Source organism: Janthinobacterium sp. HH106 (assembly GCF_001758725.1).
GTDB lineage: Bacteria > Pseudomonadota > Gammaproteobacteria > Burkholderiales > Burkholderiaceae_D > Janthinobacterium.
Genome location: NZ_LRIC01000018.1, coordinates 16,767 through 41,465 on the forward strand (window position 1 = coordinate 16,767; position 24,699 = coordinate 41,465).

General features: G+C 58.0%; 17 protein-coding genes. 8 read left to right on the forward strand and 9 right to left on the reverse strand.

The features are described from left to right. Positions 1-10: 10 nt before the first annotated feature. Positions 11-1,072 (reverse strand): cation transporter, encoded by a 1,062-nt coding sequence (locus tag JAB8_RS09605; RefSeq protein ID WP_254679484.1) that lies wholly within the window; start codon positions 1,070-1,072, stop codon positions 11-13. Between the two features lie 76 nt (positions 1,073-1,148). Then, positions 1,149-1,553 (reverse strand): helix-turn-helix domain-containing protein, encoded by a 405-nt coding sequence (locus JAB8_RS09610; protein WP_070289366.1) that lies wholly within the window; start codon positions 1,551-1,553, stop codon positions 1,149-1,151. A gap of 60 nt (positions 1,554-1,613) precedes the next feature. Between JAB8_RS09610 and JAB8_RS09615 the strand changes: the two genes are divergently transcribed. The 6 genes from JAB8_RS09615 (at position 1,614) to JAB8_RS28975 (ending at position 9,627) form a co-directional block, all read left to right on the forward strand. Next, entirely contained in the window at positions 1,614-2,870 is a 1,257-nt protein-coding gene (locus tag JAB8_RS09615; RefSeq protein ID WP_139142991.1) for a TolC family protein, read from the forward strand. A gap of 2 nt (positions 2,871-2,872) precedes the next feature. Next, complete coding sequence (locus JAB8_RS09620; RefSeq protein WP_070289340.1) at positions 2,873-4,123, forward strand: efflux RND transporter periplasmic adaptor subunit; 1,251 nt, start codon at positions 2,873-2,875, stop codon at positions 4,121-4,123. Between the two features lie 36 nt (positions 4,124-4,159). Next, positions 4,160-7,345, forward strand: coding sequence for a CusA/CzcA family heavy metal efflux RND transporter (locus tag JAB8_RS09625; RefSeq protein ID WP_070221981.1), 3,186 nt, complete (start codon positions 4,160-4,162; stop codon positions 7,343-7,345). 42 nt (positions 7,346-7,387) lie between these two features. Continuing rightward, the gene (gene lpdA / locus JAB8_RS09630) at positions 7,388-8,824 is read left to right on the forward strand and encodes a dihydrolipoyl dehydrogenase (protein WP_070221983.1); all 1,437 of its coding nucleotides are present in this window, start codon (positions 7,388-7,390) and stop codon (positions 8,822-8,824) included. 23 nt (positions 8,825-8,847) lie between these two features. After that, entirely contained in the window at positions 8,848-9,348 is a 501-nt protein-coding gene (gene lspA, locus JAB8_RS09635; protein WP_070221985.1) for a signal peptidase II, read from the forward strand. A 78-nt stretch (positions 9,349-9,426) separates the two neighbouring features. Next, positions 9,427-9,627 (forward strand): hypothetical protein, encoded by a 201-nt coding sequence (locus JAB8_RS28975; protein WP_139142992.1) that lies wholly within the window; start codon positions 9,427-9,429, stop codon positions 9,625-9,627. A 94-nt stretch (positions 9,628-9,721) separates the two neighbouring features. Here the strand turns inward: JAB8_RS28975 and JAB8_RS09640 are convergent, their stop codons facing one another. Continuing rightward, positions 9,722-11,650, reverse strand: a complete 1,929-nt coding sequence (locus JAB8_RS09640; protein WP_070221987.1) for a cytochrome c/FTR1 family iron permease — start codon at positions 11,648-11,650, stop codon at positions 9,722-9,724. A gap of 169 nt (positions 11,651-11,819) precedes the next feature. On the opposite strand from JAB8_RS09640, the gene JAB8_RS28980 reads away from it, so the two are divergent. Beyond that, positions 11,820-12,158 (forward strand): hypothetical protein, encoded by a 339-nt coding sequence (locus tag JAB8_RS28980; RefSeq protein ID WP_139142993.1) that lies wholly within the window; start codon positions 11,820-11,822, stop codon positions 12,156-12,158. A gap of 280 nt (positions 12,159-12,438) precedes the next feature. Then, positions 12,439-12,819 (forward strand): CzcE family metal-binding protein, encoded by a 381-nt coding sequence (locus tag JAB8_RS28110; protein ID WP_071650215.1) that lies wholly within the window; start codon positions 12,439-12,441, stop codon positions 12,817-12,819. Positions 12,820-13,379: 560 nt separating this feature from the next. Here the strand turns inward: JAB8_RS28110 and JAB8_RS09650 are convergent. From JAB8_RS09650 to JAB8_RS09685, 6 genes are all read right to left on the reverse strand, one after another. Beyond that, on the reverse strand, positions 13,380-13,781 hold the full coding sequence (locus JAB8_RS09650) for a hypothetical protein (RefSeq protein ID WP_139142994.1): 402 nt from the start codon (positions 13,779-13,781) through the stop codon (positions 13,380-13,382). A 767-nt stretch (positions 13,782-14,548) separates the two neighbouring features. Then, entirely contained in the window at positions 14,549-16,315 is a 1,767-nt protein-coding gene (locus JAB8_RS09655) for an ATP-dependent helicase (protein ID WP_070289341.1), read from the reverse strand. Next, positions 16,312-18,159: an AAA family ATPase gene (locus JAB8_RS09660; RefSeq protein WP_070289368.1), complete on the reverse strand. Its 1,848-nt coding sequence runs from the start codon at positions 18,157-18,159 to the stop codon at positions 16,312-16,314. The genes JAB8_RS09655 and JAB8_RS09660 overlap by 4 nt, the downstream gene beginning before the upstream one ends. A 947-nt stretch (positions 18,160-19,106) precedes the next feature. Next, entirely contained in the window at positions 19,107-23,090 is a 3,984-nt protein-coding gene (locus JAB8_RS09670; protein ID WP_139142995.1) for a HEAT repeat domain-containing protein, read from the reverse strand. Positions 23,091-23,234: 144 nt separating this feature from the next. After that, positions 23,235-23,717: a hypothetical protein gene (locus JAB8_RS09675; protein WP_139142996.1), complete on the reverse strand. Its 483-nt coding sequence runs from the start codon at positions 23,715-23,717 to the stop codon at positions 23,235-23,237. Between the two features lie 635 nt (positions 23,718-24,352). Beyond that, a complete protein-coding gene (locus JAB8_RS09685) occupies positions 24,353-24,616 on the reverse strand; it encodes a hypothetical protein (protein ID WP_070289345.1) in 264 nt (87 codons plus the stop codon). Positions 24,617-24,699 lie beyond the last annotated feature (83 nt).

Sequence of the window (24,699 nt, forward strand, 5' to 3'; positions counted from 1 at the left end):
GGCGCCCCATTTATTTCAGCTTTAGAATTCGACGCGCCCCATTTAATACGATGATGCCGATGACCGTGCCGATCACTAAATCAGGATAATGGGAGCCAGTCCAGGCGACGAGTGCGCCCGCGACAATCACGCCGATGTTCGCAATGACGTCATTGGCGGAGAATATATAGCTTGCCTTCATATGGGCGCCGCGATCCCGCTTTTTTGCGATCAACACCAGGCACGCGACGTTCGCCGCCAGCGCGAGCGCGCCGACGCCCATCATCAAGCCGGATTCCGGGTCGCTACCAAGCAGGGTGCGCCGCACGACCTCTCCAAGCGCCCCGAGCGCAAGCGCCATCTGCAGCCAACCAGCAACATGCGCTGCGCGCGTCTTGAGCGATGCGGCCCGGCCCACGGCGTACAACGCAAGGCCATAGACGGCGGCGTCGGCGAACATATCCAGCGAGTCGGCTACCAAGCCCGCCGATTGAGCAATAAGGCCCCACACCAATTCGAGTACAAACATGGCGCCATTGATCGCGAGGAGCAAGCGAAGGACTTTCGCCTCTGACTCGTTACCCGCCTTGTCAGCGTCGGCACCATCTTCGGGGGCTGATGGCGCCGCACTGATCAGATACGCACCAAACTGTAAGGGAATGAGCTTCGAGAGGATGGGATCGATGGTGCCGGTATGCGTCACGTGGAGCTGTCGCTGTTCGATATCGAAGTTGAGCGACTTGATACCTTCTATGTCGGAGAGCGCCATGCGGATCATGTTCTCTTCTGACGGGCAATCCATCTTGGGAATCCCCAGCGTGCTGGTCGTCCGTGTTGCTCGGGCGGCTGCAGGGCGCGACTGGCGCAGTTCGACGCCCAGTCCCAAAGGCAGCAGCGCATCGACCAGCGTTCCTGGAGCACCGCGATGGAACACCGTTACCGTGCGCGTGTTCAAATCGAACGCCATGCGGTCAATATCCGGGACGCTCCCCAAGGCCATCCGGATCAAATTCTCTTCGGATGGGCAGTCCATCTTGGACACGAATAAATCGGTTTCCAAGGTGACAGGAGCGGAAGTTGGATCTGGCGTCATGGTGATGTACTTTCGAGTTGAATCCGCTCAGGTTAAACGTTCAAGCAGCTTTAACGTCAAGCACTGTAAGCATCGATTATTGGCGAGGTGTCAGAGCGTCGATAATCCGGCAATCGGAAACCAGGCCGCCCTTGCAGGAGGCCAAGAGACTAGTGAGTCGGTCCTTCAAGAGGAGCAAATCGGCAATCTTTTGTTCCACTACGGCAAGATGGTTCTCGGTCAGCGCAGTCACCGTACAGCAGTCGCCATTCTGCTGGTCGGAAAAAGATAGCAGGCTCCGGACCTGGTCAATCGTAAAACCGATGTCACGCGCACGCCGTACAAAGGTAAGGCGGTCGAGGTCGTCATTCCCATACTGCCGATAATTGCTCCCCGAGCGGGACGGCGACGCGAGCAGTCCTATTTTTTCGTAATAGCGAATCGTGGCAGCCGGTATCTCGGCTGCGCTGGCCAGTTGGCCAATCGTAAAAGTAGGTGACATGGCGCTTGACCTTAAAGTGACATTAAGGTTTATAAAGACTCTTTGCCATCCCGTCAAGCCATGGAACCTATGCGTATCCGGATTTCTTTCTTCATTGTTGCCACTGTGCTGGCTACGACCGCTGTGGCGCAATCGGTCGTCGAGAATGGTACTGCCCTCAGATTGGGAGACGCCGTGGCGAAGGCGCGGCTTCAGGCGCCCGCTCTCCAGGGGGCGGATGCTGCCGTGCGTGCAGCCGAGGCCAACGTGCAACTATCCGGCCTGCGGCCCAACCCAACGCTGTCGGTAGAAGCTGAAAACGTCATGGGTTCAGGCCGCTACACCGGTTTCGGCGGCGGTGAAAAAACCGTTTCATTTTCGATACCCTTGGAACTGGGCGGTAAGCGTCAAGCCAGGGTCGGCGTGGCGCGGGCTGAAAGCATTGCTGCTGGGATTGGCGCCAAAGCGTCGCAAGCCGACTTGACGCTGCAGGTAACCGAAGCTTTCGTTAGCCTTGCCGCAAGCGAGCGGCACGCGCAGATCGCTAAAACGAGTCACGAGCTGGCCGAGCGCGCCTTCCATGCGGCACGAGAACGGGTGCGAGCGGGTAAAGCGTCTCCAATAGAAGAGCAACGCGCTGATGTCCTGCGCATTAATGCGGAGGTCCGCCTGGGCAAGGCAGTACGCGCAGTCGAGTTGGCTCGGTCCAATGTGGTACGGCTGACGGGCGTCGCAAAGCCATTTGCAATCGCATCGCCCTGGTTTGAGCATGTTGAACGTAGTGACGTACCTGCCGCTTCAGGTGCGGGACTGGCAATTGTGGCTGCTGATGCCGAGGTCGCCGCTGCCGCTGCCCGCATTGTCGCGGCCAGGAGCGACCGCGTTCCCGACGTTACACTCACCGCCGGCATGCGCCGCTTTGGAGAAACTTCCGATAAGGCGGCTGTAATCGGTCTGTCAATCCCCCTCCCACTGTTCAATCCGGGTACAGCCGTTTTATCACGCACGCGGGCTGAATACGATCGAGCTGTAGCAACGCGCCGTGCCGCTGGGCTGGCATTTGACCAGTCCATGGAACAGGCAAACGCCGAGGTTGCTGATGCCGTTGAGGCGGCGCGCGCGGCGAACGGTCCCGCCTTGGCCGCTGCGGAGGAAGCGGCACGTATCGCACGGCTCGGCTACCGCGAAGGTAAATTCCCCCAACTCGAACTGATCGAGGCCGAGCGTTCGTTGGCCGAGACTCGCCAGGCATCTGTAGATGCACTGACGGCATTGCACACTGCGCGTGCGCGTCTGGCGCGGCTACAAGGTTCCACTTCTCCAATTTATAAGGACTGACCATGCAAGCGGTATTTCGATCGGGCCTGTGCGCCGCCATAATTCTGTTGAGCGCGTGCTCGCCCAAGCCTGAAGCGGCGAAGCCGAAAGATTCGGTCGTGGCTCAGAGTGACGACAAGAAAAACGATAAGGACGAAAAGCAAGAGGAGAAGGAAGCCAAGTCCGATGCCAAGAGCGAGGCTAAGGAGAGCGGCGGAAGCGAAGAGAAAGAAGGCGAGTCGGAGGGCAAAGAAGATTTTGTCACGCTTTCTGATCAGCAAATTCGAGCAGCGGGAATCGACGTTGCGCCGGTACGGCAATCCTTCGCTGGCGCCATTGAGGCCCCGGCCGTTATCGCCGCCGATCCCAAGCAGGCGGCCGTTGTGTCCAGCTCCGTCGGCGGGCGGGTGGTCGAAGTGCGGCGCAATCTCGGTGAAGCAGTCGGTCGCGGCGACGTGCTTGCTGTTATCGAAAGCCGCGACATTGCCCAGCTGCGCGCCGACATCGAGATTGCGAAACGCCAATATGAACTAGGCCAGGCAACCTTCAAGCGGGAAGAACGCCTGTACGGAGAAAAAGTCACTTCCCGCCAAGAGTTCGAAGTAGCGCGTACCTCGGCGCAAGAAGCGGGGACCCGCTTGCGCTTGGCCGAGCAGCAGTTGTCCGCCGCGGGCGGCGCGGGAGGTGGCCAGCTGAACCGCCTGATGTTGCGCTCGCCCATCAAGGGCAATGTCACGGCCCGTCAGATTGCGCTCGGCGATATTGTCGAACCGAACGCGCATTTGTTCGAGGTCGCCGATCTTAACAAACTGTCCGTCGAGCTGTCCCTATCGCCGGATGACGCGGCGCGTGTAGCAGTTGGCGCGACCGTGGATGTCTCAACGGATGGCCGTTCCGGATCGGCCCGCATCACCAGTATGTCGCGAATTCTCGATCCAACAACGCGCCAAGTGCGCGCAATCGCGATGCTGCCCAATGAGCGCGGCACCTGGCGCATCGGAGAAACCGCGCGCGCCTCCATCGCTCTTTCGGGCAAAGCCGATGGCGGCCAGCTTGCAATCCCACGCACAGCGGTACAAACCGTCGAGGACAAGCCGAGCGTGTTTGTTCGCGCGAAGGATGGGTTCGCGATCAAACACGTCGTTCTGGGCGCTGCCGCAGCTGGCTATGTGAAGGTTTTGTCCGGCTTGAAGGGAAACGAACAGATCGCCGTGAGCAATACCTATCTGTTGAAGGCCGAGCACGGCAAAGGTGAGGCTGGCGACGATGACTAATTTCCTCATCCCAGAACATTCCGAGGATTTCCAACCATGATTTCACGCATCGTCAATTTTTCTGTCGCTCGCCGGTGGCATGTACTCATCGTGACGATTCTGCTGTCGATCATCGGTGCTGTTGCGCTAACCCGCCTTCCCATCGACGCAGTACCGGACATCACTAATACGCAGGTCCAAATCAACGTCGTGGTACCAGCCCTCTCGCCAGCCGATGTCGAGCGCCAGGTAACGTACCCGATCGAAACCGCGTTCGCCGGCATCCCGGGACTTGAATCTACGCGCTCGCTGACCAGGCATGGCTTCGCGCAGGTGACAACCGTATTCAAGGATGGGACCGACATCTATTTTGCGCGCCAGCAGATAGCCGAACGAATGCGAGCCGTCGAGCGATCGCTACCCCCTGGCGCCAATGCAAGCCTGGGACCGATCGCGACCGGTCTCGGAGACGTCTATATGTGGACCGTCGAGTTCGCGGCGAAGCCAGGCGCGAAGGCGGGTTCAGGTGCCGGCCTGCAGGCCGATGGCAGTTATGTCACGCCCGAGGGCGAGGTGCTGCGCAGCGCGGCTGAAAAGGCGACCTATCTTCGTACGGTACAGGACTGGATCGTCGCGCCCCAGCTAAAAAACACCGAAGGACTGGCCGGAGTTGATGTTATTGGCGGCTATGTCAAACAGTATGTGGTCACGCCCGATCCACAACGGTTGGCGGCACTGGGAATCAGTTTATCGATGCTGGGTGAAGCACTTGAACGCAACAATACCAGTGTCGGCGCTGGCGTAGTCTTCCAGAACGGCGAGGCACTTACCGTGAAGGCCGATGCGCGCATTACTTCGACAGACGAATTGGCCAAGACCGTCATCACTACCCGGAGCGGTACGCCGGTTCTGGTTTCGCATGTCGCCACTGTCGGTCTCGGCCAGGAGGTGCGGTTTGGATCCGCGTCAGAAGGCGGGCAAGAAGTTGTGGTAGGTACTGCCGTGATGCGCATCGGCCAGAACAGCCGGACGGTCGCCGCTGCGGTAGACGTGCGGTTGAAGGAAATCGCACGCTCGCTACCTGCGGACATGCTGATCCGGCCAGTGCTCGATCGCACCCGCCTCGTTGACGCGACCATCAAGACAGTTGCGATCAATCTGACCGAGGGTGCGTTGCTGGTGATCGTGGTCCTGTTTGCGCTTCTCGGGAATCTGCGCGCGGCACTCATCGCCGCAGCGGTCATCCCGGTCACCATGATGCTGACCTCCGCCGGCATGCTCAAGGCAGGCTTATCGGCTAATCTCATGAGTCTGGGTGCGCTCGATTTTGGCCTGATTGTCGACGGCGCTGTGATCATCGTGGAAAACGCGCTGCGCCGCATCGCGGAACGACAGCATTCTCTCGGCAAAGTGCTTTCCAGGTCCGAGCGGCTGGAAACGGTAGCGGCTGCAGCGCGCGAAATGATCAGGCCGAGTGTCTACGGCCAAGCAATCATCATTCTCGTGTATGTGCCGCTGCTGACCTTTCAAGGCGTTGAAGGCCGCATGTTCGCGCCGATGGCATTGACTGTCATACTCGCCCTCTTGTTTGCCTTTATTCTCTCCCTGACGTTCGTGCCAGCGGCAATCGCACTATGGCTTTCCCGCCATGTCGATGAGAAGGAAAACAGGATGGTGAAAGCCGTATCGTCGACTTACGCGCCTTGGCTGGACCGGGCTCTGACCCGGCCCAAGCTGATCGGCGTGATCGCCGTCGCCGCTTTTGCCGGTGCCATTGGACTGTTTTCCACCCTGGGCCAGGAATTCCTCCCGACGCTCGATGAGGGAGACGTACTGCTACAGGTGGCCCGCATTCCAGGAACCTCCATCGATCAAAGCCAGGCCATGCAGTTCGCAGTGGAGAAGGCTGTCGCGAAGCTACCAGAGGTAAAGCTGGTATTTTCGAGAACCGGGACGGCCGAACTGGCGGCAGATCCCATGCCGCCCAATATCACGGACACCTTTGTCATTGTCAAGGACCGGGCCGAGTGGCCGAAGCCGAAGATGAGCAAGGCTGAACTGGTTGAGAAGATCGAGCATGCCGTAGCGGGCATCCCTGGTCAAAACTACGAACTTACGCAGCCGATCCAGATGCGCTTCAACGAGCTGCTTGCTGGCGTCCGCGGTGACATCGCCGTTAAGGTCTATGGTGACGACTTCGACGTGATGGTACGGACCGCGGAACAGATCGCGACGAAGCTGCGTGCCGTGGAGGGTGCTGAGGATGTGCGCGTGGAGCAAGTGCAAGGGCTACCACTACTCGATGCGCGCCTTGATCGCGACGCCATGGCGCGAGTGGGGCTCACTGCGCAGGACGTGTACGACACTTTGGCGGCGGCCGTCGCCGGGCGCGAGGCCGGTTCGATCTACGAGGGTGACAGGCGTTTCGATGTCGTGGTGAAGCTGGGTGAAGGGATACGAAACGATGTGGAGGCGCTGCGCCAACTGCCGGTCCTGACTCCGAGCGGAAAATTTGTGCCGTTGGGATCGGTGGCGGTACTAGCCACGGCCAAGGGCCCGAATCAGATCAGCCGTGAAAACGGCAAGCGCCGGGTGGTGGTGCAGGCAAACGTGCGCGGTCGCGACATCGCCGGCGTCGTCAAGGAAGCCCAGGGTAGTATCAACGCTGACGTGCGGGTGCCTGCGGGCGTATGGCTCACATGGGGCGGACAATTTGAAAATCTTGAGCGTGCCCGCTTGCGTTTGGCGGTGGTGGTTCCAGCATGCTTCGCGCTTATCGTAGTGTTGCTTTACTCGGCCGTAGGCTCATGGCGCGCCGCTGCTGTGGTGTTCACTGGAGTGCCACTTGCTCTGATCGGTGGTATCGCAGCGCTGTGGATTTGTGGCTTGCCGTTTTCAATATCGGCGGCGGTGGGTTTTATCGCGCTATCCGGTGTGGCGGTGCTAAACGGTCTGGTGATGGCCGGCTCAATCGACGACCTGGCGAAAACGCTGCCGTGGGATCAGGCCGTGCGCGAAGGTGCGTTGCGGCGACTGCGGCCGGTATTGATGACGGCACTGGTTGCCTCGCTCGGATTCGTGCCGATGGCCCTGGCGACAGGCGCGGGCGCCGAGGTCCAGCGGCCTTTGGCCATCGTCGTCATTGGCGGGCTGATTTCGGCCACAATCTTGACTCTGTTTATGCTGCCTACCCTGTACCGGCGCTTTGCGCGTCCCGAGGAAAGCCTGGCCGAGGGAATCTGATGAGAACGAAACTCGATTGTTATTGCACCTGAAGGACGGGACATGGAAAAACATTATGACGTAGCGATTATCGGCGCGGGCTCGGGCGGGTACATCGCCGCGATTCGGGCGGGACAGCTCGGGCTTTCGGTCGCCTGCATTGAATCGAATCCTTATGCGGCGCCGGACGGCCAACCGCGTCCCGGCGGGACATGCCTGAACGTGGGCTGCATCCCGTCTAAAGCATTGCTTGCGTCCAGTCACTTGTACGAGCAGGTGGTACACCACACTGCCGAGCATGGCATTAGCACTGGTCATGCGACGATCGACGTGAACAAGATGGTCGACCGCAAAGACGGTGTGGTGACCAAGATGGCCAAAGGTATCGAATACCTGTTCAAGAAGAACAAAGTCGAATTTATCAAGGCGCGCGCTAAATTCGTGGGCGCGGGCAATGGCGTATTCGAACTGGAGGTATTGAAAGACGGTACAACGCAACGGATCTCGGCACGACACATCATCGTCGCCACGGGATCGAAGCCACGCCAGCTGCCCGGCACGCCAATCGATAATCAGACCGTCTGCGACAATGCGGGCGCACTGGATTTTCGAGAGGTACCAAAGCGCCTATGCGTAATCGGGGCGGGGGTCATCGGCCTTGAGCTGGGGTCGGTGTGGCGCCGGCTGGGCGCTGAGGTAACCCTGCTCGACGCCATGCCTGACTTCCTGCCTGGCTGCGATATCGCTGTCTCGAAAGAGATGTTCAAGTTAATGTCGAGCCAAGGGCTGAAGCTGGAGCTTGGGGTGACCATTGACAGCATTGCACTCTCCAACGGGGAGGCGGTGATTTCGTATCGCGGCCCAACCGGCGCACCGATGCATCTCATCAGCGACAAGGTGGTCGTCGCGATCGGACGAATACCAAATACCGATGGCCTGGAGCTCGACGTCATTGGCGTGCAACCAGACGGTCGCGGATATATTCCCGTCGATGAGCACTGCAAGACAGCGGTGCCTAACGTGTTTGCGATCGGCGATGTAGTGCGCGGCCCCATGCTCGCGCATAAGGCCGAGGAAGAAGGCATCATGGTGGCCGAAATCATCGCCGGGCAATCCGGCCATGTAAGCTATAACGCTATTCCCTCAATCATCTACACCAGCCCCGAAGCGGCATGGGTCGGAAAGACGGAGCAGGAACTGACACGTGAGGGCCGCGCCTTCAAGTCGGGGCAGTTTCCGTTCGCGGCAAATGGCCGCGCTCTCGGTGGCGGAGAGGCACAGGGGTTTGTGAAGGTACTTGCTGACGCCCAGTCTGATCTGGTGTTGGGCGTGCACATTGTCAGCTCACTCGCGTCCGAAATGATTGGTGAGGCGGCGATGGCATTGGAGTTTTCAGCCTCGTCCGAAGACATCGCCCGGATTTGCCACGCGCACCCGACCCTGTATGAAGCGATCAGGGAAGCGGCCCTCGCCGTCGATAAGCGCGCCCTCAACATTTGATGTCCTCTGTTAGCAAAAACCATATGCGTAAGCCTTTAACTCCCCTCGCTGCTGTGTTGTTTGCCGGCCTGATTTGTGCGGCCGACCTCGGAAGCAAGGCTCTGGTGATTAAACACCTGGCGTACGGTCAGAAAATCGAGTTGATGCCGTCGCTGAACCTAGTTCATGCGGTCAACGAAGGTGCGGCCTTTGGTCTTCTCGCCACCGCGGGAGGCTGGCAACGCTATTTGTTCATAGCGATAGCCGTACTGGCATCGGCATTTTTGATTCACATGATAAGAAAGCCCCGGATCGGCTCTGTGGAAAGGCTTGGTCTGGCGATGATTCTCGGCGGCGCCGTCGGAAACCTGGCCGATCGAACCGCTCGCATGGGAGTTGTGGACTGGCTCGACTTGTACGCCGGGGTACATCACTGGCCAGCTTTCAACATCGCTGACATTGGCATCACGCTGGGCGCCGCTGTGCTCATCTTAAACGAGGTTTTCCGCGCCAGCGCGAACGTGTCGCCTGCCGGCAAAGGGTAATGCTGAGAGACGCAATGAGGACCGTGTGGTAAATTTGCGTCGGGGTTTTATTTTCAAAACCACATAAGGACGGCGTAAATGCTTAATCGCAAAAGAGAAATCGCCAAGTTTTTTTCCGGCTTCGAGGCTTTTCATACCGTTTTTCACGGCTATCTACTTGTTACAGGCGCAGAAGTCTCCGTACTTGGAGTCGCAGCCACTCCAGGGTGGAATTTAACAGGAATTATTCTGAACGGAACGATTGCCATAGCGCTCGGCATCTACGCGTGGAAAGCATAGGAAACCAAAGCACATTATGATCTTCAAACATAGGGCGCGCGCAATCCAACTATTGCTGGCCATTCCACCGGCTTCCGACCGCCCCTGTTAGCCGTTACCGCCGTGCTTTCACCACATTGAATCCAAATCCGATCACTGCAGCCGAAAGCAGGAGTAGCTGGGCGCCGTAGGTCTGCAAGGTTGGATAGATGCCAAGGATAGGTAGCCGCAGGCCGTCCACCGGTGTCGCCATCAACCAGCCTGCTTCCTGCAAACCGGCTATTCCCTTTCCAACGAGGACTACGGCCAGCGCGGCGATCAGCACGGAGCTGTATGAGAAAAATTTTCCGATTGGCATGCGCGCACTGGTGCGCAAGAACACGAAGGCAATCACTGACAACAGAACTAGCCCGGTCACGAATCCGCCGAGCAGTGCAGATCCGTTTCCATCGGCCGCGAGTGCTGAGTAAAAAAGGACCGTCTCAAACACTTCCCGGTACACAGCGATGAAGGCAAGCGCAAACAGCGCCCACGCCGAGCGTTTCTGCATCGCTGCGCTGAGCTGCCCGTGCAGATATGCCTGCCACTGCCCTGCCTGGCCCTTCTGGTGCATCCACAGCCCGACGGAGAGTAGCACCACCGCTGCAAAGAGCGACGACAAACCCTCTGTAATCTCCCGGCTGGCGCCACTGATGCTGACAACGTAGGTAGCCACTAGCCAAGTGACGCCGCCGGCCGCCAGCGCGGAGATCCATCCAGCATGTACGTAGCGCAGTACCTGTGGCCGCTCGGCTTTACGGAGGAATGCAACCATCGCGATCACGATCAGTAAGGCTTCGATCCCTTCGCGCAGGAGGATGGTGAGGGCGCCGACGAACACTGTGGTGGCGTCGGTTTTGTCTTTGCCGGTGACCGCTTCCACACGGACAAAATAGACATCGAGTTGCCGTGCGTGTTCCGAGGCGGCCGCCAGGTTGCCACTGGTGACGGCCCCCCTGTACAGTTGCATGGTTCTTTCTACGTCGATCAGTAGCTGGCGGTCGGTAGCATCAAGCGTCGCCTCGAGTGGTTCGAAGCCATCCAGGTATGCCGACAACGCCAGTTCGGTGGCCGTGGCGCGGTCCCCCACTTTCAACGCTTGCAAGCTGCCCTGAAGCAGTTTACGAGACAGAGCGATTCCGGACTGCCCCTTTTGCTGACCAACCACTTCGGGATGGGTCCGTGTATACGCAACTACCGCCCGGGCGGTAGTTGGCGGCATTGCCTTTGCAAGTTCCTCCTCCGTCACGGTTACAAGTGCACTCATGTCCGGTAGCGTTTTACCTGGCGCGGTATCGCGCGCGAACGCTTCTTTGCCCGCTTTGATGTCCGTATCGTTGAAGCCGAGAGTTCCTACAAAGAACGCCAGGGACCAGCGATCCGCGTCTGACAAGCTGGCAAAAGCCGGCATGGACGTCCCCGCAACACCTTGGCTGATCACCTGGTGTAATGCCATGAGTGAGCGCGACCGAGCCCGCTCCCTGTCGGTGAACGCGATTGGCTTCGGTTCAAGCCTCGTTGCGAGAGGGCCGTCACCGGCTCCGGCCGCGCCGTGGCAGGACGCGCACTGCGCCTTGTACAGCGTGGCGCCACGGGATAGCTCGGGCACGCTTCTAGGCGCCACCGGAAAAGGATAAGCCGCCAGGAGCAACTTGTTCGCGTCCCGGGCGAGCTCGCTGACGCGCAGCGGTGGATCTTTACGTGCAACCGCCTGTTGCAGGCGAGTTACGATCGAAGTCAACGCAGCGTGCGAAGCGTGGGGTGGCAGCGCGATAACCTGAGAGCGGGCGCGCTCAGAAAACTCCTGCATTTCCTTGTATTCCATCTCGCTGATAACCGACCCGTTTTGGACGGCGCCGGCGTAGTCCACGGCCACATAGTCGAGCAGTTGCCAAAGTTGTCGGACCTCCGGCTCGTTTGACTGGGGAGATGCGTGGACATTGTGTAGCGCGAAACCGTAGCAAAATGCGAGATGGAGAAATAGTTTCCAGATGGGGTGCTTCATTCTTGACCGTTCACAGCGACGTTATTGCGGGTATTACACACCTTGTAGCAGGTTGAAGGTCAAGGCTTTTCCAACCGCGCGGGGCGTTTCGCAACTGGCATAGTTGAGTCTCGTCATTTCGTGAGGACATTGCCGACTTATCATCGGAATGTGATTGTATAATGCGGCCATGAAACGCCTTCTCCTCATCTTTCTGATCATCCTGTTGCCGCTTCAAACGGCCTGGGCGGCAGGGCTGTGCAATATCGTGGGAAGCGCGGACGCGGCTGGTACTATCGCGATACTGCCCGAGAATGTAGCTGAAGCAGAGGCATTCGATACAATTGCGGAGCAAGGTTGTGGGACGGTCTGTCCTGCAGGCTGCACCCTGTCGGCCGCTGTTATATCCAGCTCGCTAAATCTGAGTTCGCTCGCAAATGCTGAGCGTACCCGGCTGCCTCCCGAACTCGATTTCGAGTCGCACATTTCCGACGGCCCCCGCCGGCCCAAATGGTTTTCTCGTCGCTAAGCCTGCAACAAGCGCACATCAAGTCTGGCCATCTGGCTCCTATACCGCCAAGCCCCAGACTATTTGAATCCTTCCAGGCATCCCTCATTCAACGTTGAGATACGCTGGCCAGTTCCTGGTCTGCGCCTCTATACCTAAATTCGTATCCCGTCTTTTGGAAATCAGATGGCGGGAAATATCCGACTCGCCGGCGAGTTTCGCACGGCCATTTCGGACAAGACGAGATATCGCTCCACAGGCGGCGTTCGCCGCCTTCTAACTACAAAACAAGGACTCAAAAATGAAACTGTCATCTATATTTCTCTCATGCGTGGTCGCCGGCGCACTCGTCATTTCGTCGACCGCATCGGCCGCTGACGCTAGTTCGCCGCAAGCGCCGGCGGCCGATAAAGTCAGGACCAACAAGGAAGTTCGTGAGGATAGCCCGTTCGGTTATGTTGCCGTACTTGGTACTGCTGCCGAGGAAATCATTATTGTTCCGGGCAAGACACGTCACATCAAAGTGGTCCGACTTGAAACATATCGGATCGTCCATGGTTCCTCTGTTGTGGTTTGGACATTCGATACTTTTGGCCTGCCGACGTTTCCATTATCAAAAATTCTACCTGGCTCGTCGGACGTTACGGTTCATGTGGGTGAAAACCCTATGTACGCCAATTAGTCAGCTTATGATGTCTGAGCAGTAGCTCTCCACGCGCCATTCGCATGCAGCCACCCTGCCGCAGGAACAGAGAAGCGACGGCGCCGTCCGCACCCTTGTCACTAAGCTGAAGGAGCAAAAAAAGCGACTGCAGAGGGTCAAAGATGCGCTCGAAGAAGAGGCAGCTGCGACGGCAAAGGCCCAGCTCGCAGGCTTGGCGTCCGTGGGCCCCGATGTCCTTCCCCCAATCTAACGCGTTCACTGCATTGGCACCCCTAGTCACCTGGTGGTAGCCGGCGGCAATGTCAAAAAGGAGCCTCGGCTCCTTTTTTTCCGTTCTCAACGACGTCGCTGACGCCGCGGCGGTTGTCAGCCAAGTTGATGGCTGGCCGCAGGGATATCGTGAAACTCTCCATCCTCGGACTGGAAGACCTCAAGGCGAAGGACTAGGTCTCGCATGTTCGCGAAGATGACTGGCGCCACAAGACAATGTGCTGGTGAACGATAGGTCGGGGAGCTGGGATTCGCTTACGCGACGCTTGCCCCAGCTTGTACAGATTTCAACACGCATGAAACGGGAACTACTTTGGCAGAGGTTGCTCGCTACGACCAGACGGAGCAGGGCCGACGTGTGCCATCTTCCTGCAACCAGGGTTCTGAACAACCCAGCCGTATTTGTTTGCAGTCTCATTTTTCATGAGCTCCATATCACATACATACCCGGGGAAAGTAGCCTTCAGGGTGGCGGATTTTGTTTGCATGTCGATAATGTTGATAGCGATCTTCTCATCTGGCACGTTGTTGAGGGCTTTAATTAACTCGCGAGCAGCGAGCGTAGCAGCATAATCCGAACCGCTTACGAACTTCGTTGTGTTGGCAGCGCTAGCGTACGGTGCGGGCTGTTGTGCATTGGCACCTGCAGCGACCAACAAAACAGCAAAAGTCGCGGTACTCCGAAGATTTTTCATATTAAAGCCTTTCATAATTATGTCGTTGGATGGTAGGGAATGTGTCAATTCAAACAAATTGGTTTGACGCATCCGTGAACGTATAGCGCTTAAATTGAGTCATGCAAAGCTAATTGGACAATTTTTTTCGAAATATCTACGCGGCCAATGGGTATTTGTCGAATTAGCAAAGGTCGACGAGACAAATAGGTAATTTGCGTCGGCCCGTACGTGGAGTACAGCCGAGCTATCCTCACCTAAAAAAATGATGGAGGAACGTGGCGGGTCGGTCGACCAATCATTGACACCGTCGGTGAACGAAAGGGCCAGGTGCTCAGTGACATCGACGCGCGCCACCACCTTCCACAGCGACCAGCGACGCCACACCGGAGTTTTAAGCGTCGCAGCTCACAGATAACGATGGCCAGCGGCACCGGGTTGGCACGGTCCTCCGCAAAATGCTTGTCAGGCCCGCGGAACTTGCGGTCCACCGGCCACGTCGCAGCGCTTTGTTGCGCCACCTCCGGATGGCTACTGCCCGGGCGGCGCCATAGCTGCATGAAACGCTCGGGTCTACCTCCTCGACCGCCCAAGCTTCTCCCCCAAATTCAGGATCTTCCTTATTCATATATGTAATGGCTGGCGTTTGAAAGTGGCCGTACTCGCATTCGAAACCGATTTCGGCTCGAAATAACTGCAAACGAAAGGGGTTCCGTGCTGACGCTATCTGCAAATTAGCTTGCAATCAACGGCGCCGGCTCGCATTCCATGGTCGCCCGCTTACGATAACTGCAAATGACGGCTCAGGCCGGCAAGTGCCCCTTTGTCGTCCTGCGCGAAGGGCTGTCAACTGAGAGCACCTCCTTTAATCCTCTAGCCAGAAGAGCAGGCCTGAGTTCCTTCAAAGAATTGTGCGGCACAGCCACCCAAAGCAGGTCTCGAGCCCGAGTCGCCGCGACATAGCCGATGCGGCCGAGCTCAGTCTCGACGCCCTCAAGCAACGCTTGCGCATGTTCCTTGAGCGTCATGTACAGGACGGCGTCCAGGCTTTCTCCCTTCGCCCTGTGCACGGTGTCGACTCGCAGCGCATGGGCATCGCTGTCAGCCAGCTCCTCAACGCTTGCGAGCGGCAAGTTCGGTAACGCCCTCTTGGACAGCTTATGCCCAATGTTATCGATCGTTTTCAGGCCAAAATTCGTCACTATCTGGGCGAGGAGGATCTTGATGCGGGCGAGGAGTAAAGGGTGCCACTGCGTGTCGGCGACCAATGACGAGGAAGGGAGCCCACTGACCGAGTCACGTGTGAATGCCCATATTTGCTTCCGGAGTTTCCTATCCTGCGGATTGATGGAGTGCTGCGTGATCTGGCTCACAAGCCCATGGGGTGGGCTGTCCAGCAGCGCGACCACGGCAACGGCCACGTGCTGGAAAGCCTTCAGGAAGTCCTTCCTCCGGTCACGTAGAACCGCAGCAGCGGCCAGAGTCTTAACGAGGCCTTGACCGGCCGTCGCCTCGTCGCCACGCAGAGTCTTCGCCAGGCCTTTGCCACGGCAGAGAACGCCGGAACGCTTGGCGTCGGAGCCGGCGGCGGACATCGCTTCATTGAAGGCGGCGATGAGTTCGGGGTGCTCGTTACGCTTATAGCCCGTGAAGAATGCGCCATGCGGTGTGCTGGGTGCGGGCCGCTCCGCAACATCGCCGCGGCCGCACAGGCTGTTAGCCAGATCGACGATGCTGGGGGCCGACCGAAAGTTCCGTTGCAGCGAGTGTTGCTGAACATCAGCGCGCTGGTGATAGTCGGTCAGGAACTTGCCGTCGGCACCCGCGAACTCGTAGATGCCTTGGTTAGGATCGCCGATGAGCGTTACACATGAGCCGGCACCGATGAGCAATTCCAGGATGGCCTCGTGCACCGATCCGATATCCTGAGCTTCGTCGATCATGATATGCGGGTACCGGCGAGCAACGGCGGTGAGCAGTTCGGGCCGCTCCTTTAGCGCCCGGTATGCCCAGTACCGTCCCAGGTCATGTGTGTACGCGCCGGTCCTACCCAGCTTCGCGATGAGGTTGCGCGCCATGGACGCGTCCACCAACTCTATTTGGTCGTTATAGAGATGGAAGAAGACCTCGTCACCGCTCACGAACGCCAGGTGCAGCGAGGTGATTGGCTGGGGAAACGACGACGTCGAGAACTTGAAGCCCTCCAGAAAGGCTTCGTTGCCCGTCACCAGGAAGGCCGGGCGCGCGGACATCATGGTCCGATGGCCATGCGGGCGGATGATGTTGGTGGTGATGAAGCCGTCCAGTGTGTCGATGTCAACCCGCGACCGCCTTGCGCCGGAGGGCAAACTGCTTGCCAGGTCGTTGTAGGCCTTGCGGAATGTGTCGACGGCGACATTTGAAAACGACAGCAGCGCCACGCGGCCACGCGCATCGCCGAGATTGCGGCGCATCTGCACGAGGCGGTGCACGGCCGTCTTTGTCTTGCCGCTACCGGCACACGCGACGACGCACAGCGGCACCATCGGCGCGTCGACGACGGACTGCTGCTCGGGTGTCAACGCGCTCATGGCTTCGGAGTCGCCGCCAACTGGCAAGCATGCTTGATGGCAGCCTGAATGTACGTTGGCACGGTGAAAGCAACCTTGTCGTCCGAAATGACCTGCGCCAGAGACTGGGCGAAGCTGCCTTTCTTGACGTTGTTCTTCGGGCGTTCAAACATGCCGCGGAACAGCGCCTTGGCCTTGGCAGCGTCGCCGACTTCCATATCGACCGTGAGGGTCAACGACTTGGCGATTCTCGGGTGTAACTCGGCCAGCGCCTTGAGCATGGCCGTGCGATTGGTGGCCTCCAGTGCCAGGTCGTACTCGAAAGTCTTGAGGCCGTAGAAGATCTTAACGTATGCGTCCTCGCAGCCCTTCATCTTAGCGGTGTTGGCCGAGACGGTGATGGCGTCACCGGGCGCCGGGTAGACGGGCTCTGTGTCTTCCTCTTCCTCTTCCTCTTCCTCTTCAGAAGCGCCCGCGCTTTCAACGGCAGGCGCCGGTAGAGGCATGCAGCCTACGGCCACCGCCTCAGCTTGGGGCTCGGCTTTGGGCGGCACAGGGTCGGCGTCCGTCAGGACCGCGACAGGAATCTTCAACCCCGCGTCTCCGAATAGGGGAAGGAACGAGTCGAAGTTCAGCCCTTCGACACTGATGAGGCTCACGCCGTGCTGGCGTAGATTGCAGTCAACACGCTGGGCCAGCGCGTTTATCATCATGAGCTCCGCCGCCCCCTCCACGAAAATTACGCGGCGGGCGAAGAAGAGCTCGGCACGGGTGACATCGAGGTAGCGCTCCAGCTTCTCGCGCTTGCCCTTCTTAAAAACCACGCTGCGCGGGAGGAAGGTCTCTACGGCGGCACCCGTGTCGACCAGACACACCAGGCTGTCCAGGTCGGCGATGCTCGCGAAGTTTGGCGAATGGCTCGTTACGAAGAGCTGGACTGGTTTTTCGCCTTCGATCACCTGTATGGACTGCAGGTACTGGAGCAGCACGGCCTGAAGTTGGGGATGTAGGTGCGCCTCGGGCTCCTCTACGATCAAGCCCCGGTAACAGGAGTCTGGATTCTTGGTCAGCTCGCTCAGCACGACCGCCATGTAGACCAAGTTGTTAAAACCCAACCCGTTCTGCTCGATCTCGAAGGAGTCCACCAGGAGCGACAATCTGGACTTCAAGCTCTTGAAGTTGCTAGCACTCAGACCGACCTCCAGCAGCTGCGCGAGTTGCGGTCCCAGCATCGTTTTGTGCTGGAAGTTGATCGCGTCATGCGTACTAACGATGGGCAGGTGCGCCTTTAGCTTGCCATCGAGTTCCTGCAACGCCTTGTTGATGCCATCGATGCCAGCATCGTCGGCCAGCAGTTGCAGCAGACGCGCAAGCTGGCTGGTGCGACCCGGCTTCAGGCCTTGGGACGCATCCCTGAGCGGCGGCAGGTATACGCCCCGCAGGTTCTCCATCATGTCCGCCGTCAGGCCGACGTCCTCGTTCTCGCCGCACCAGCGTTTGGCGCGCAGGCGGCCGGCATTGTCGGCGTCCGAGTAGCGGATCTTGATGTGTGCATCGAGCCCGCTGGCAGCGCCTGGCACGAGTGCGGCCAGGAAGTCCGCTTCATCGTCGAGACTAAGCCCGCTGAACACGTACTCGAACAAGATGTCACCTGATGGGGAGCCGCCGTTGGGCCGGTGAACATCGTCTTCACCGAGCCGCGGGTAGGGCTCGTCATGACCAGCCAGCAGTGCACGCAACGCGTCGACCACGGCCGTCTTGCCGACATTGTTGCCGCCGACCAGGACGTTTAGGCCGGCTTGAAACGACAGTTCCGCGTGTTTGAGCTTGCGGAAATTTTTGATCACTAGTTTGGCAAGGTACACTCTTGTTCTCTCTTGCTTGCGGGTTCGCTGCAACACGCAGACGATGCCGAGGTTAGTTGCCTTATATTTTGGGCGGTGCAAGTGTCCGGCGGTGGGCCGAAAGCGGAAATTGCATACTGAACATTGTATCGTACAGACGCAGCCATGCGAGGTGCCGCCATCGAGACAATTTTCGTCTCTCACACGGGGTGGTACAGCACTTTCGAGACATCGTCACCAGCTTGTCCAGACCCAAACGAGGCAATGTCCATAGCTTTCGGATGCTTGCAATTAGCGCGAGCACGCCACTCTGGAATGCGAGCCGGCGCCAACGATTGCAAGCCCATTTGCAGATAGCGTGAGCGCGGCCGCTTGGCCGCTTGCAGTTAATTCGAGCCCAAAACAACGTCGAATGCGAGCACGGCCGTTGTCAAACGCGAGCCGCTACACATTTAGACCGTTTTGCCATCGGTGTGCATGGCGAACAGTGCTCCTTGGAAGTGTTGAATAGGCTGGGCACTTTCCGTGGGTCACTTCTTGTTCATATCATTGCAGTGTGGCTCCCGCTTAAACCGGCGCAGAAACACTTCTCTCGCTTTTGCAGCGGTATCTATGCACATATTGCGTTCAGTGAGGGCGTGCATACCTCGTGCCATAATTTCGGTCCGCTCTATTCGATTGGTCCCATCCCACTTCTTTGAGTCAAGTTGGGCGCTTATTAATTTGCCCTCTTCATTTGCCAATGACGCCATAAGCAGAGCACTGCAAACTCTGCCTGTAAGTTGTGACATTGTCACTTTTGAAAAGTCTTCAGAGGCGGTGATGACGCACATGTGCGGTGCGCTCGCCACGTCGGCCACGTACGCGAAGAAGGGAGCGGCGACAATTACGTTAATCAGGCGAACGGATGGTCGCATTGGATCTTTCCCATTAATTAGCGTCCGACACGCTTTTGGTAAGAAGGGACCTCAATTTTTCTTCTTCGGCGCCATGAACAATAGGACTTCTTCATCGCTGAGCTGATCTCCCAAATCGTCGAGCATGGTCTCGTCGAACTTACCATCGGAGCCCGCAAGCGCCCATGCGACCGCAGGATGGTTGGCAGGCAGCATCGTAGCTATTCGGTTCGCCGTCGGCAAATCTCGGGCCCGCATCACCCAGATTACGAGTAGCAGGAGGACTCTGCGCTTGTCGTTGGTTGCCAGTGTCTCAGCGATCGCGAGGACATGGGGCAAGTCGCCGCGCTTAGCGAGGAGGAGGAGAAGTCGCGAGGCCACTGGCTCGATCCGACGCGAAACGTCCCGGGCCGAAATACGTGCGATCACGTCGGGTGCGACGTGATCGGCAACCGCCATAAGAGCGTGCACTGCCGCCCGACGAACAGCCTTGCGTCCAGGATTGAGCGCAAGATCGAGCAAGCGCGCTTGCGAATCGATTTCTGCATTGGCAACCAGAAGCCTGAAAATCTCATATCGCAGGTCAGGGTCCCGGCTATCTATCGCAGTTCGATAGAGCTCATCTGCAGTTGGCGTATCTATGGCACCGAGCTTGGCGATGGCCGGCACTGCGGCCCGCGCGATGGGATAGATGTCATCCTCATTGTGATAGCGAGATTCTGGGGACCAGCTATCCTTGACGAGGCGAAGTAACGTGGGTAGGTGTTCAGGGTGTGGCTTCTCTGCAAGAAGTTCGACGAGCGTTTTTCGCACAGGACTGGCTTTCGCTTCAACAAGCGCGAGTAAATGTTGCGGCAATGGCGCCGGCAAAGGAGTGGCGACAGCCTTGAGCGCGCGCGAGATTACTGCGGCGAACTTGTGCTTCAGCGCGCCGTGCACTTCCTCGGTCATGCAATGACGAATGGCCGCCTCAATCGCTTCGACTGCCGCGCCATCGTCATCGGACTGTACGAGAACACAACGAACATCGTCCGCAATAGGCATCTGTATGTGCCGGTCGACCATAAACCGAAACACCCGCAGATTCTCGCTGGTGAAATTCATGCGTGCGATAAGAGCGCAAGCTGCATCAGAAAACTTAGGCGATTTATTATTTTTTAGCGCAATGGCTGCCTGGCTAACTTCCCCAAACGGAACAGGGAGCTTTAGCACTGCGGCCGCCGCGGCCGCGGCAGTGCGCTCGTGTAGGACGTTTTTTTTGAAACCGGAATGTCGATGTTGAAACTCGCCCAATTCTATGGCGATCTCTAATAGTCGGGACTCTCGACCTTGATTTCTGAGATCACTGACGATCTCTGTCAAGAAATCGGGTTCTCGTTCAATCAGACAACTCAGAGCTGCCTGACGAACGGACGGCTCTGGGTGGCCAGATACAAGCCGGCCGATCAACTCGCCTCTATACATCGGATCCCAGACTTTCGTGAGAATCCGCCATAGCGTACCCTCATCCTTGGTGCCGAAGCCGGTCGCAACCGCTCCGGCTATCTCGTCGGCGTTCGCTTCATCCTCATTTGCGAGCGAGCAAAACCAATAATACCGTAGCCGGTCGCAGTGGCGGTGCTCGGCAAGTTTTCGCCATCCGACGGTTGTTCTCACCCGATCAACATATGCTTTCAGAAACTCGCCGGCAGTGTGGCCGTCCTCGTTCTCCTGAAGATGGTTGGCGTAATCGTCGCTGTATTCATTATTGATAATTGCGAGACGGGTTTCGTCCGCGTTTCTGCGGTCTGCCTCGGACGGCGTTAGGACGTCCGCAGCAATATCTACAATCGCCTCGAACCCAGTAAGATCGTTGAGAGCGCCCGCCGCGATGGCATCACTGCTGTACGTCACGCCGTAGTGAACCGCTTTGGATGCTGCAGCCAAGAATGCCGGCGTGAGCTCTCCTGCTAAGCGCTCAGCTTCGACGACGAAGTTCTCGGAAAAACTATCTTGATCTCTTGGCAGTAATTCAATTATAAAGGTTTCGACCAACACTTTGACGGCAGGATCGGAGCGTAACCGATCATGCCACACATCAGCGTGTGGTGCAGTACCCCAGCAATGCATGCCGCCGAAGCTTCGGTCCGGACGGTGCAGCAGGAAACGGGCGGCCTCGGACACGTTGCTGTTGGCAGATCCCGCCGCCGCGGCTAGATCCAAGTTGCCCCGAAAACCTTTTCCACCTTCGGCGAGTTGGGCCGCGAGCCACGCGTCTATCTTCGCCTGAGAACCAGGCGTCGGCTCGGGCTTGAGCTCTGGTGTGCGATCAGCGGCCGCGATCAACCGAGCGGCAGCGGCAATACCCCAATCCTCCCCGGGGCCATCCGGTGAAACTAAAATATCAATGAGCGTTCGAAGTGTCTTCCTGGCGACGAGGCGGTCGCGCGTCAAGGCCTTTTCGATCCCAGCCTCTACACGTGGATGATAATAAGTGACGGACGCTTCTGCCTGACGCAGGTTGCGAGCTGAGACAAAGAATGCAATTAGCGGCGACACACCTTTTTCAAACTGGGCGCTATGCTCCGACAACTTCTCTTCGACCGACCGCAACAGCTTAAGCGACAATCGATCGTTCGCCTTGAGTAAGCCCCAGACCACCGCGGCCGCACGCACGTCACGTCTTTCCTCGATTTGGTCGATAACGGTGCGCTCGATCGAATTCTGGTGCGCCTGACGGATAGCCTCGGCGACGAAAGCACCGGGATTCCGCCGGTCATCGAAATCTATCGTGGGCAGTGCATCGAAGAACTTTTGGATCTCTAGAGGCGTGGCCAGCTCAGACAGCACCGACACCTCATGGTTTTTCGCGATCGGCTGAAGCTTGCGCGGCAGAGCATCAATTCGCGTGCGGTAAAGGCGGCGACGCTCAGTCGGACCGTAATGTTCAGCTTCCAAGTTAACAAGCCAAGGTTTAACGGTATCCAGCGCACCAGCGCTCTGAGCCACATCGAGACGGGAAGTTGCGACAATCATTCGGCTGGAGCGGGCATCGCCAAGAAAACCCGCGAGCTGATCGTTCCACGGGCGGCTCGCTGGATCGAAGTCGAACCGTCCCCATGGGTCTTCAATGTCATAGAGGACAGGAGGTTCGGTCTTATCGTCTCTAATCTGTTGGGGCCCTAGGGTGATCGGCACGCGAGTGAGTCCAGGGATACGTTCTCGCAGCTCTTCGTAAAGCTTTCCAGTCGCCATTGTCTTGCCTGTACCCGACTGACCGATAATCAACGCAGCGCCTCGCTTGTCCATGGCGGCGAGCAGGTCTGACCAGTTCGTTGGATGGACATAGTGTTCGAGCTCGGGAGAGCTCGCGATGTATCCGTCATGCCTCCGGATAAGTCTCTCGAGTTCCAATCGCGTCCAACGGCCGCCTCCAGCGCCGCCCATCCGGTTCCTGGCCTCGTCGCGTAAAGCTCTACGGCAGGCTTCCAATCGCGCATTCGGCACACGAAAGCTTTCCGTGAGTAGGCGTTTAATGTCGGTAGCTAGCCGTTCTTCGTCCTGATTGCAGATGATGGCAACGCGCCCTGCCGCGTCGGCCGGAAGCATTTTCTTTATGGACGCAGGCATATTGGTCGCCCCCGGCCAGATGCTCGCCCGACGGACACGCAACTTTCGCGTTTCGCCGTTGAGGGCGGCGCTTGTGACGAGCAAGTACCGCGCCGACGGCGTGGCGAGCCGTCGCGCAGCGGACTCCCGCACCTCGCCGTGATTCAAAAGGGCCTTAATCCCGCTAACGGTCCAAGCATCTCCTGTCCGTAGTTTCGCTTGAACGATTAGCCGATAGCCATCCATTGATACAGTGCTCGTTATCCGACCTGGTTCGTACTCGGTCAAATCGGCCTCGATGTCTTCCTCCGTGGCCGGCTCGAGCACGAGCTCATGCGTCAGCTTGCTGGCGAGCACTAGGTCGAGCGCCAGCCAGACCGACACATCGATCTGGTATTCATATCCAACAATAGATACGGCGCCGGACCCAGCGCCCTCATGAAAGTCAGATATTAATTGATCAGGCACTTTTCTTCACCTCGATTGGTCGGTAAATCGATAAGCTCGGCTTTACTACAGCAGCCGAGTTTGCTAAGCACTCTACAGTTCATGGCGATAGTGTTCCAACGCATCCGTCGTCGTCCGGAAGGAAGTACAGGCGACCCCAAGGTGTCATTCAGCTTTGCGGCGTCGAGCCTCGTCAGAACGTGCGAGTTCGATTGCCTCCAGCGCGTCGCGCAGGCGTCGTGCCACGAGTGGGGTGACGAACATATCCACCGTATCGGCTTGAGCATAATGGGTGCGGTTTGGTCCAATCGCTTCGATGCCGGTCCCACCCGCACCAGTTTCAAACAACATCAGGTCGCTTGGCCCGTTCGTTTCGTTCAGCGATTGCTCATGCAGTTCGCGGGCCGAGTTGATGTTGTAGATCATACCGTCCTCGCACCAGCCCTTTGTATCGACACACCACACCTTTTCCAAAAGCGCTTCAAGGTGTGCGCCTACGGCTTGTTCAGTCTTCGATTCGAAGAAAACAATCCGTTCTTCGAACGCGCCATTCGTCATGTGGTTTGGTAGGCTTACAATTCCTCGATACAGTCGGCCGTTTCCTGCGAACGTTGCCGGCTGTCGTAGATAGTTCGCTGGTTTGTTCATTGTGCTTTTCCTTTACTCGGCTGCCGCCGAGTCTTCCTTGTGGTGCGCCGCCAGCTCGGCACGTGCTTTGGCAAAATGCTGGGGACCGTTGCCACGCCCATCGGTGCCATACAATGCGATGCGCAGAACGTCGATGATCCTGGTGATGGTGTCTTAGCCCTGATTGACCAGTGTGTGGCCCAAGGCGCTCAGTTCGCCCACCGCGTCCGTCAAAGCCGCGTGCAGGACTTCAAGTTGGTCGATGCTGCCATATTCTCCTCGATCAGTTCATGCGCTTCCAGGCGCACAGTTTATAGGTCAGGCGACCATTGAAAAGGTAATGCTCTGTGTCACGCTTGCAGCGGGCGCAGTAGCGCATAAAGTTCCTGTCAAAGCTCATTGGGCGCAGCACCCCACTCGTTCAGCAGGCTGGTGATCAAACGTTCATCGCTACCACACCAAATCTCGGTATTGCCACCTGTTGGCATCGAATACCCGCTGCTGGTTTCTTTGTAGACAGAGCTCAGAACGCGATCAGCCGGTACCGCTCGGCGTACCATTGGGCCGGTATCAAATTGTTGGTCGCCGGCGACCCAACCTACTATTGGAGTTAGGTGCCACAAAGTCCACTCGCTGCTAGCCATGATTTTTCTCCATCAAATGCGGCTCAACAGCCCGGCGAGCAGACCAGAAGCGCTGGACGATGCACCGCCGCGCAGTGTGCCCTTGGGGAAGCTCATGCTGTCACGGCTCTTGCCAATGATGACTTGGTGCGTGTTTTCGCCTTCGTCGATCTTGCTGCTCTCGCGCAAGAAGCGCTCAAACGGTTCCGGCAGGCCAGCTTGATTTATGCTGGTGGTAACGCCAAGGTGGCCAGCGGTAAAAGCGCTTAAGAAGGCTTGGGGTCCTGTTTTGTTCATTGCTCCTCCGCGTAGAGCGGCCTTTCAAGTTCGCCGGCTGCCGGCCGGCGCGGAGCGCCTGGCGGCGCCGGTTTTCTCTTACA

Coding starts and splice junctions, on each gene's coding strand:
- JAB8_RS28975 (WP_139142992.1), top strand. CDS start 9,427: ATGCTTAATCGCAAAAGAGAAATCGCCAAGTTTTTTTCCGGCTTCGAG.
- JAB8_RS09605 (WP_254679484.1), bottom strand. CDS start 1,072: ATGACGCCAGATCCAACTTCCGCTCCTGTCACCTTGGAAACCGATTTA.
- JAB8_RS09640 (WP_070221987.1), bottom strand. CDS start 11,650: ATGAAGCACCCCATCTGGAAACTATTTCTCCATCTCGCATTTTGCTAC.
- JAB8_RS09615 (WP_139142991.1), top strand. CDS start 1,614: ATGGAACCTATGCGTATCCGGATTTCTTTCTTCATTGTTGCCACTGTG.
- JAB8_RS09620 (WP_070289340.1), top strand. CDS start 2,873: ATGCAAGCGGTATTTCGATCGGGCCTGTGCGCCGCCATAATTCTGTTG.
- JAB8_RS28980 (WP_139142993.1), top strand. CDS start 11,820: ATGAAACGCCTTCTCCTCATCTTTCTGATCATCCTGTTGCCGCTTCAA.
- JAB8_RS09650 (WP_139142994.1), bottom strand. CDS start 13,781: ATGAAAGGCTTTAATATGAAAAATCTTCGGAGTACCGCGACTTTTGCT.
- JAB8_RS09675 (WP_139142996.1), bottom strand. CDS start 23,717: ATGAACAAACCAGCGAACTATCTACGACAGCCGGCAACGTTCGCAGGA.
- lspA (WP_070221985.1), top strand. CDS start 8,848: ATGCGTAAGCCTTTAACTCCCCTCGCTGCTGTGTTGTTTGCCGGCCTG.
- JAB8_RS09685 (WP_070289345.1), bottom strand. CDS start 24,616: ATGAACAAAACAGGACCCCAAGCCTTCTTAAGCGCTTTTACCGCTGGC.
- JAB8_RS28110 (WP_071650215.1), top strand. CDS start 12,439: ATGAAACTGTCATCTATATTTCTCTCATGCGTGGTCGCCGGCGCACTC.
- JAB8_RS09625 (WP_070221981.1), top strand. CDS start 4,160: ATGATTTCACGCATCGTCAATTTTTCTGTCGCTCGCCGGTGGCATGTA.
- lpdA (WP_070221983.1), top strand. CDS start 7,388: ATGGAAAAACATTATGACGTAGCGATTATCGGCGCGGGCTCGGGCGGG.
- JAB8_RS09655 (WP_070289341.1), bottom strand. CDS start 16,315: ATGAGCGCGTTGACACCCGAGCAGCAGTCCGTCGTCGACGCGCCGATG.
- JAB8_RS09610 (WP_070289366.1), bottom strand. CDS start 1,553: ATGTCACCTACTTTTACGATTGGCCAACTGGCCAGCGCAGCCGAGATA.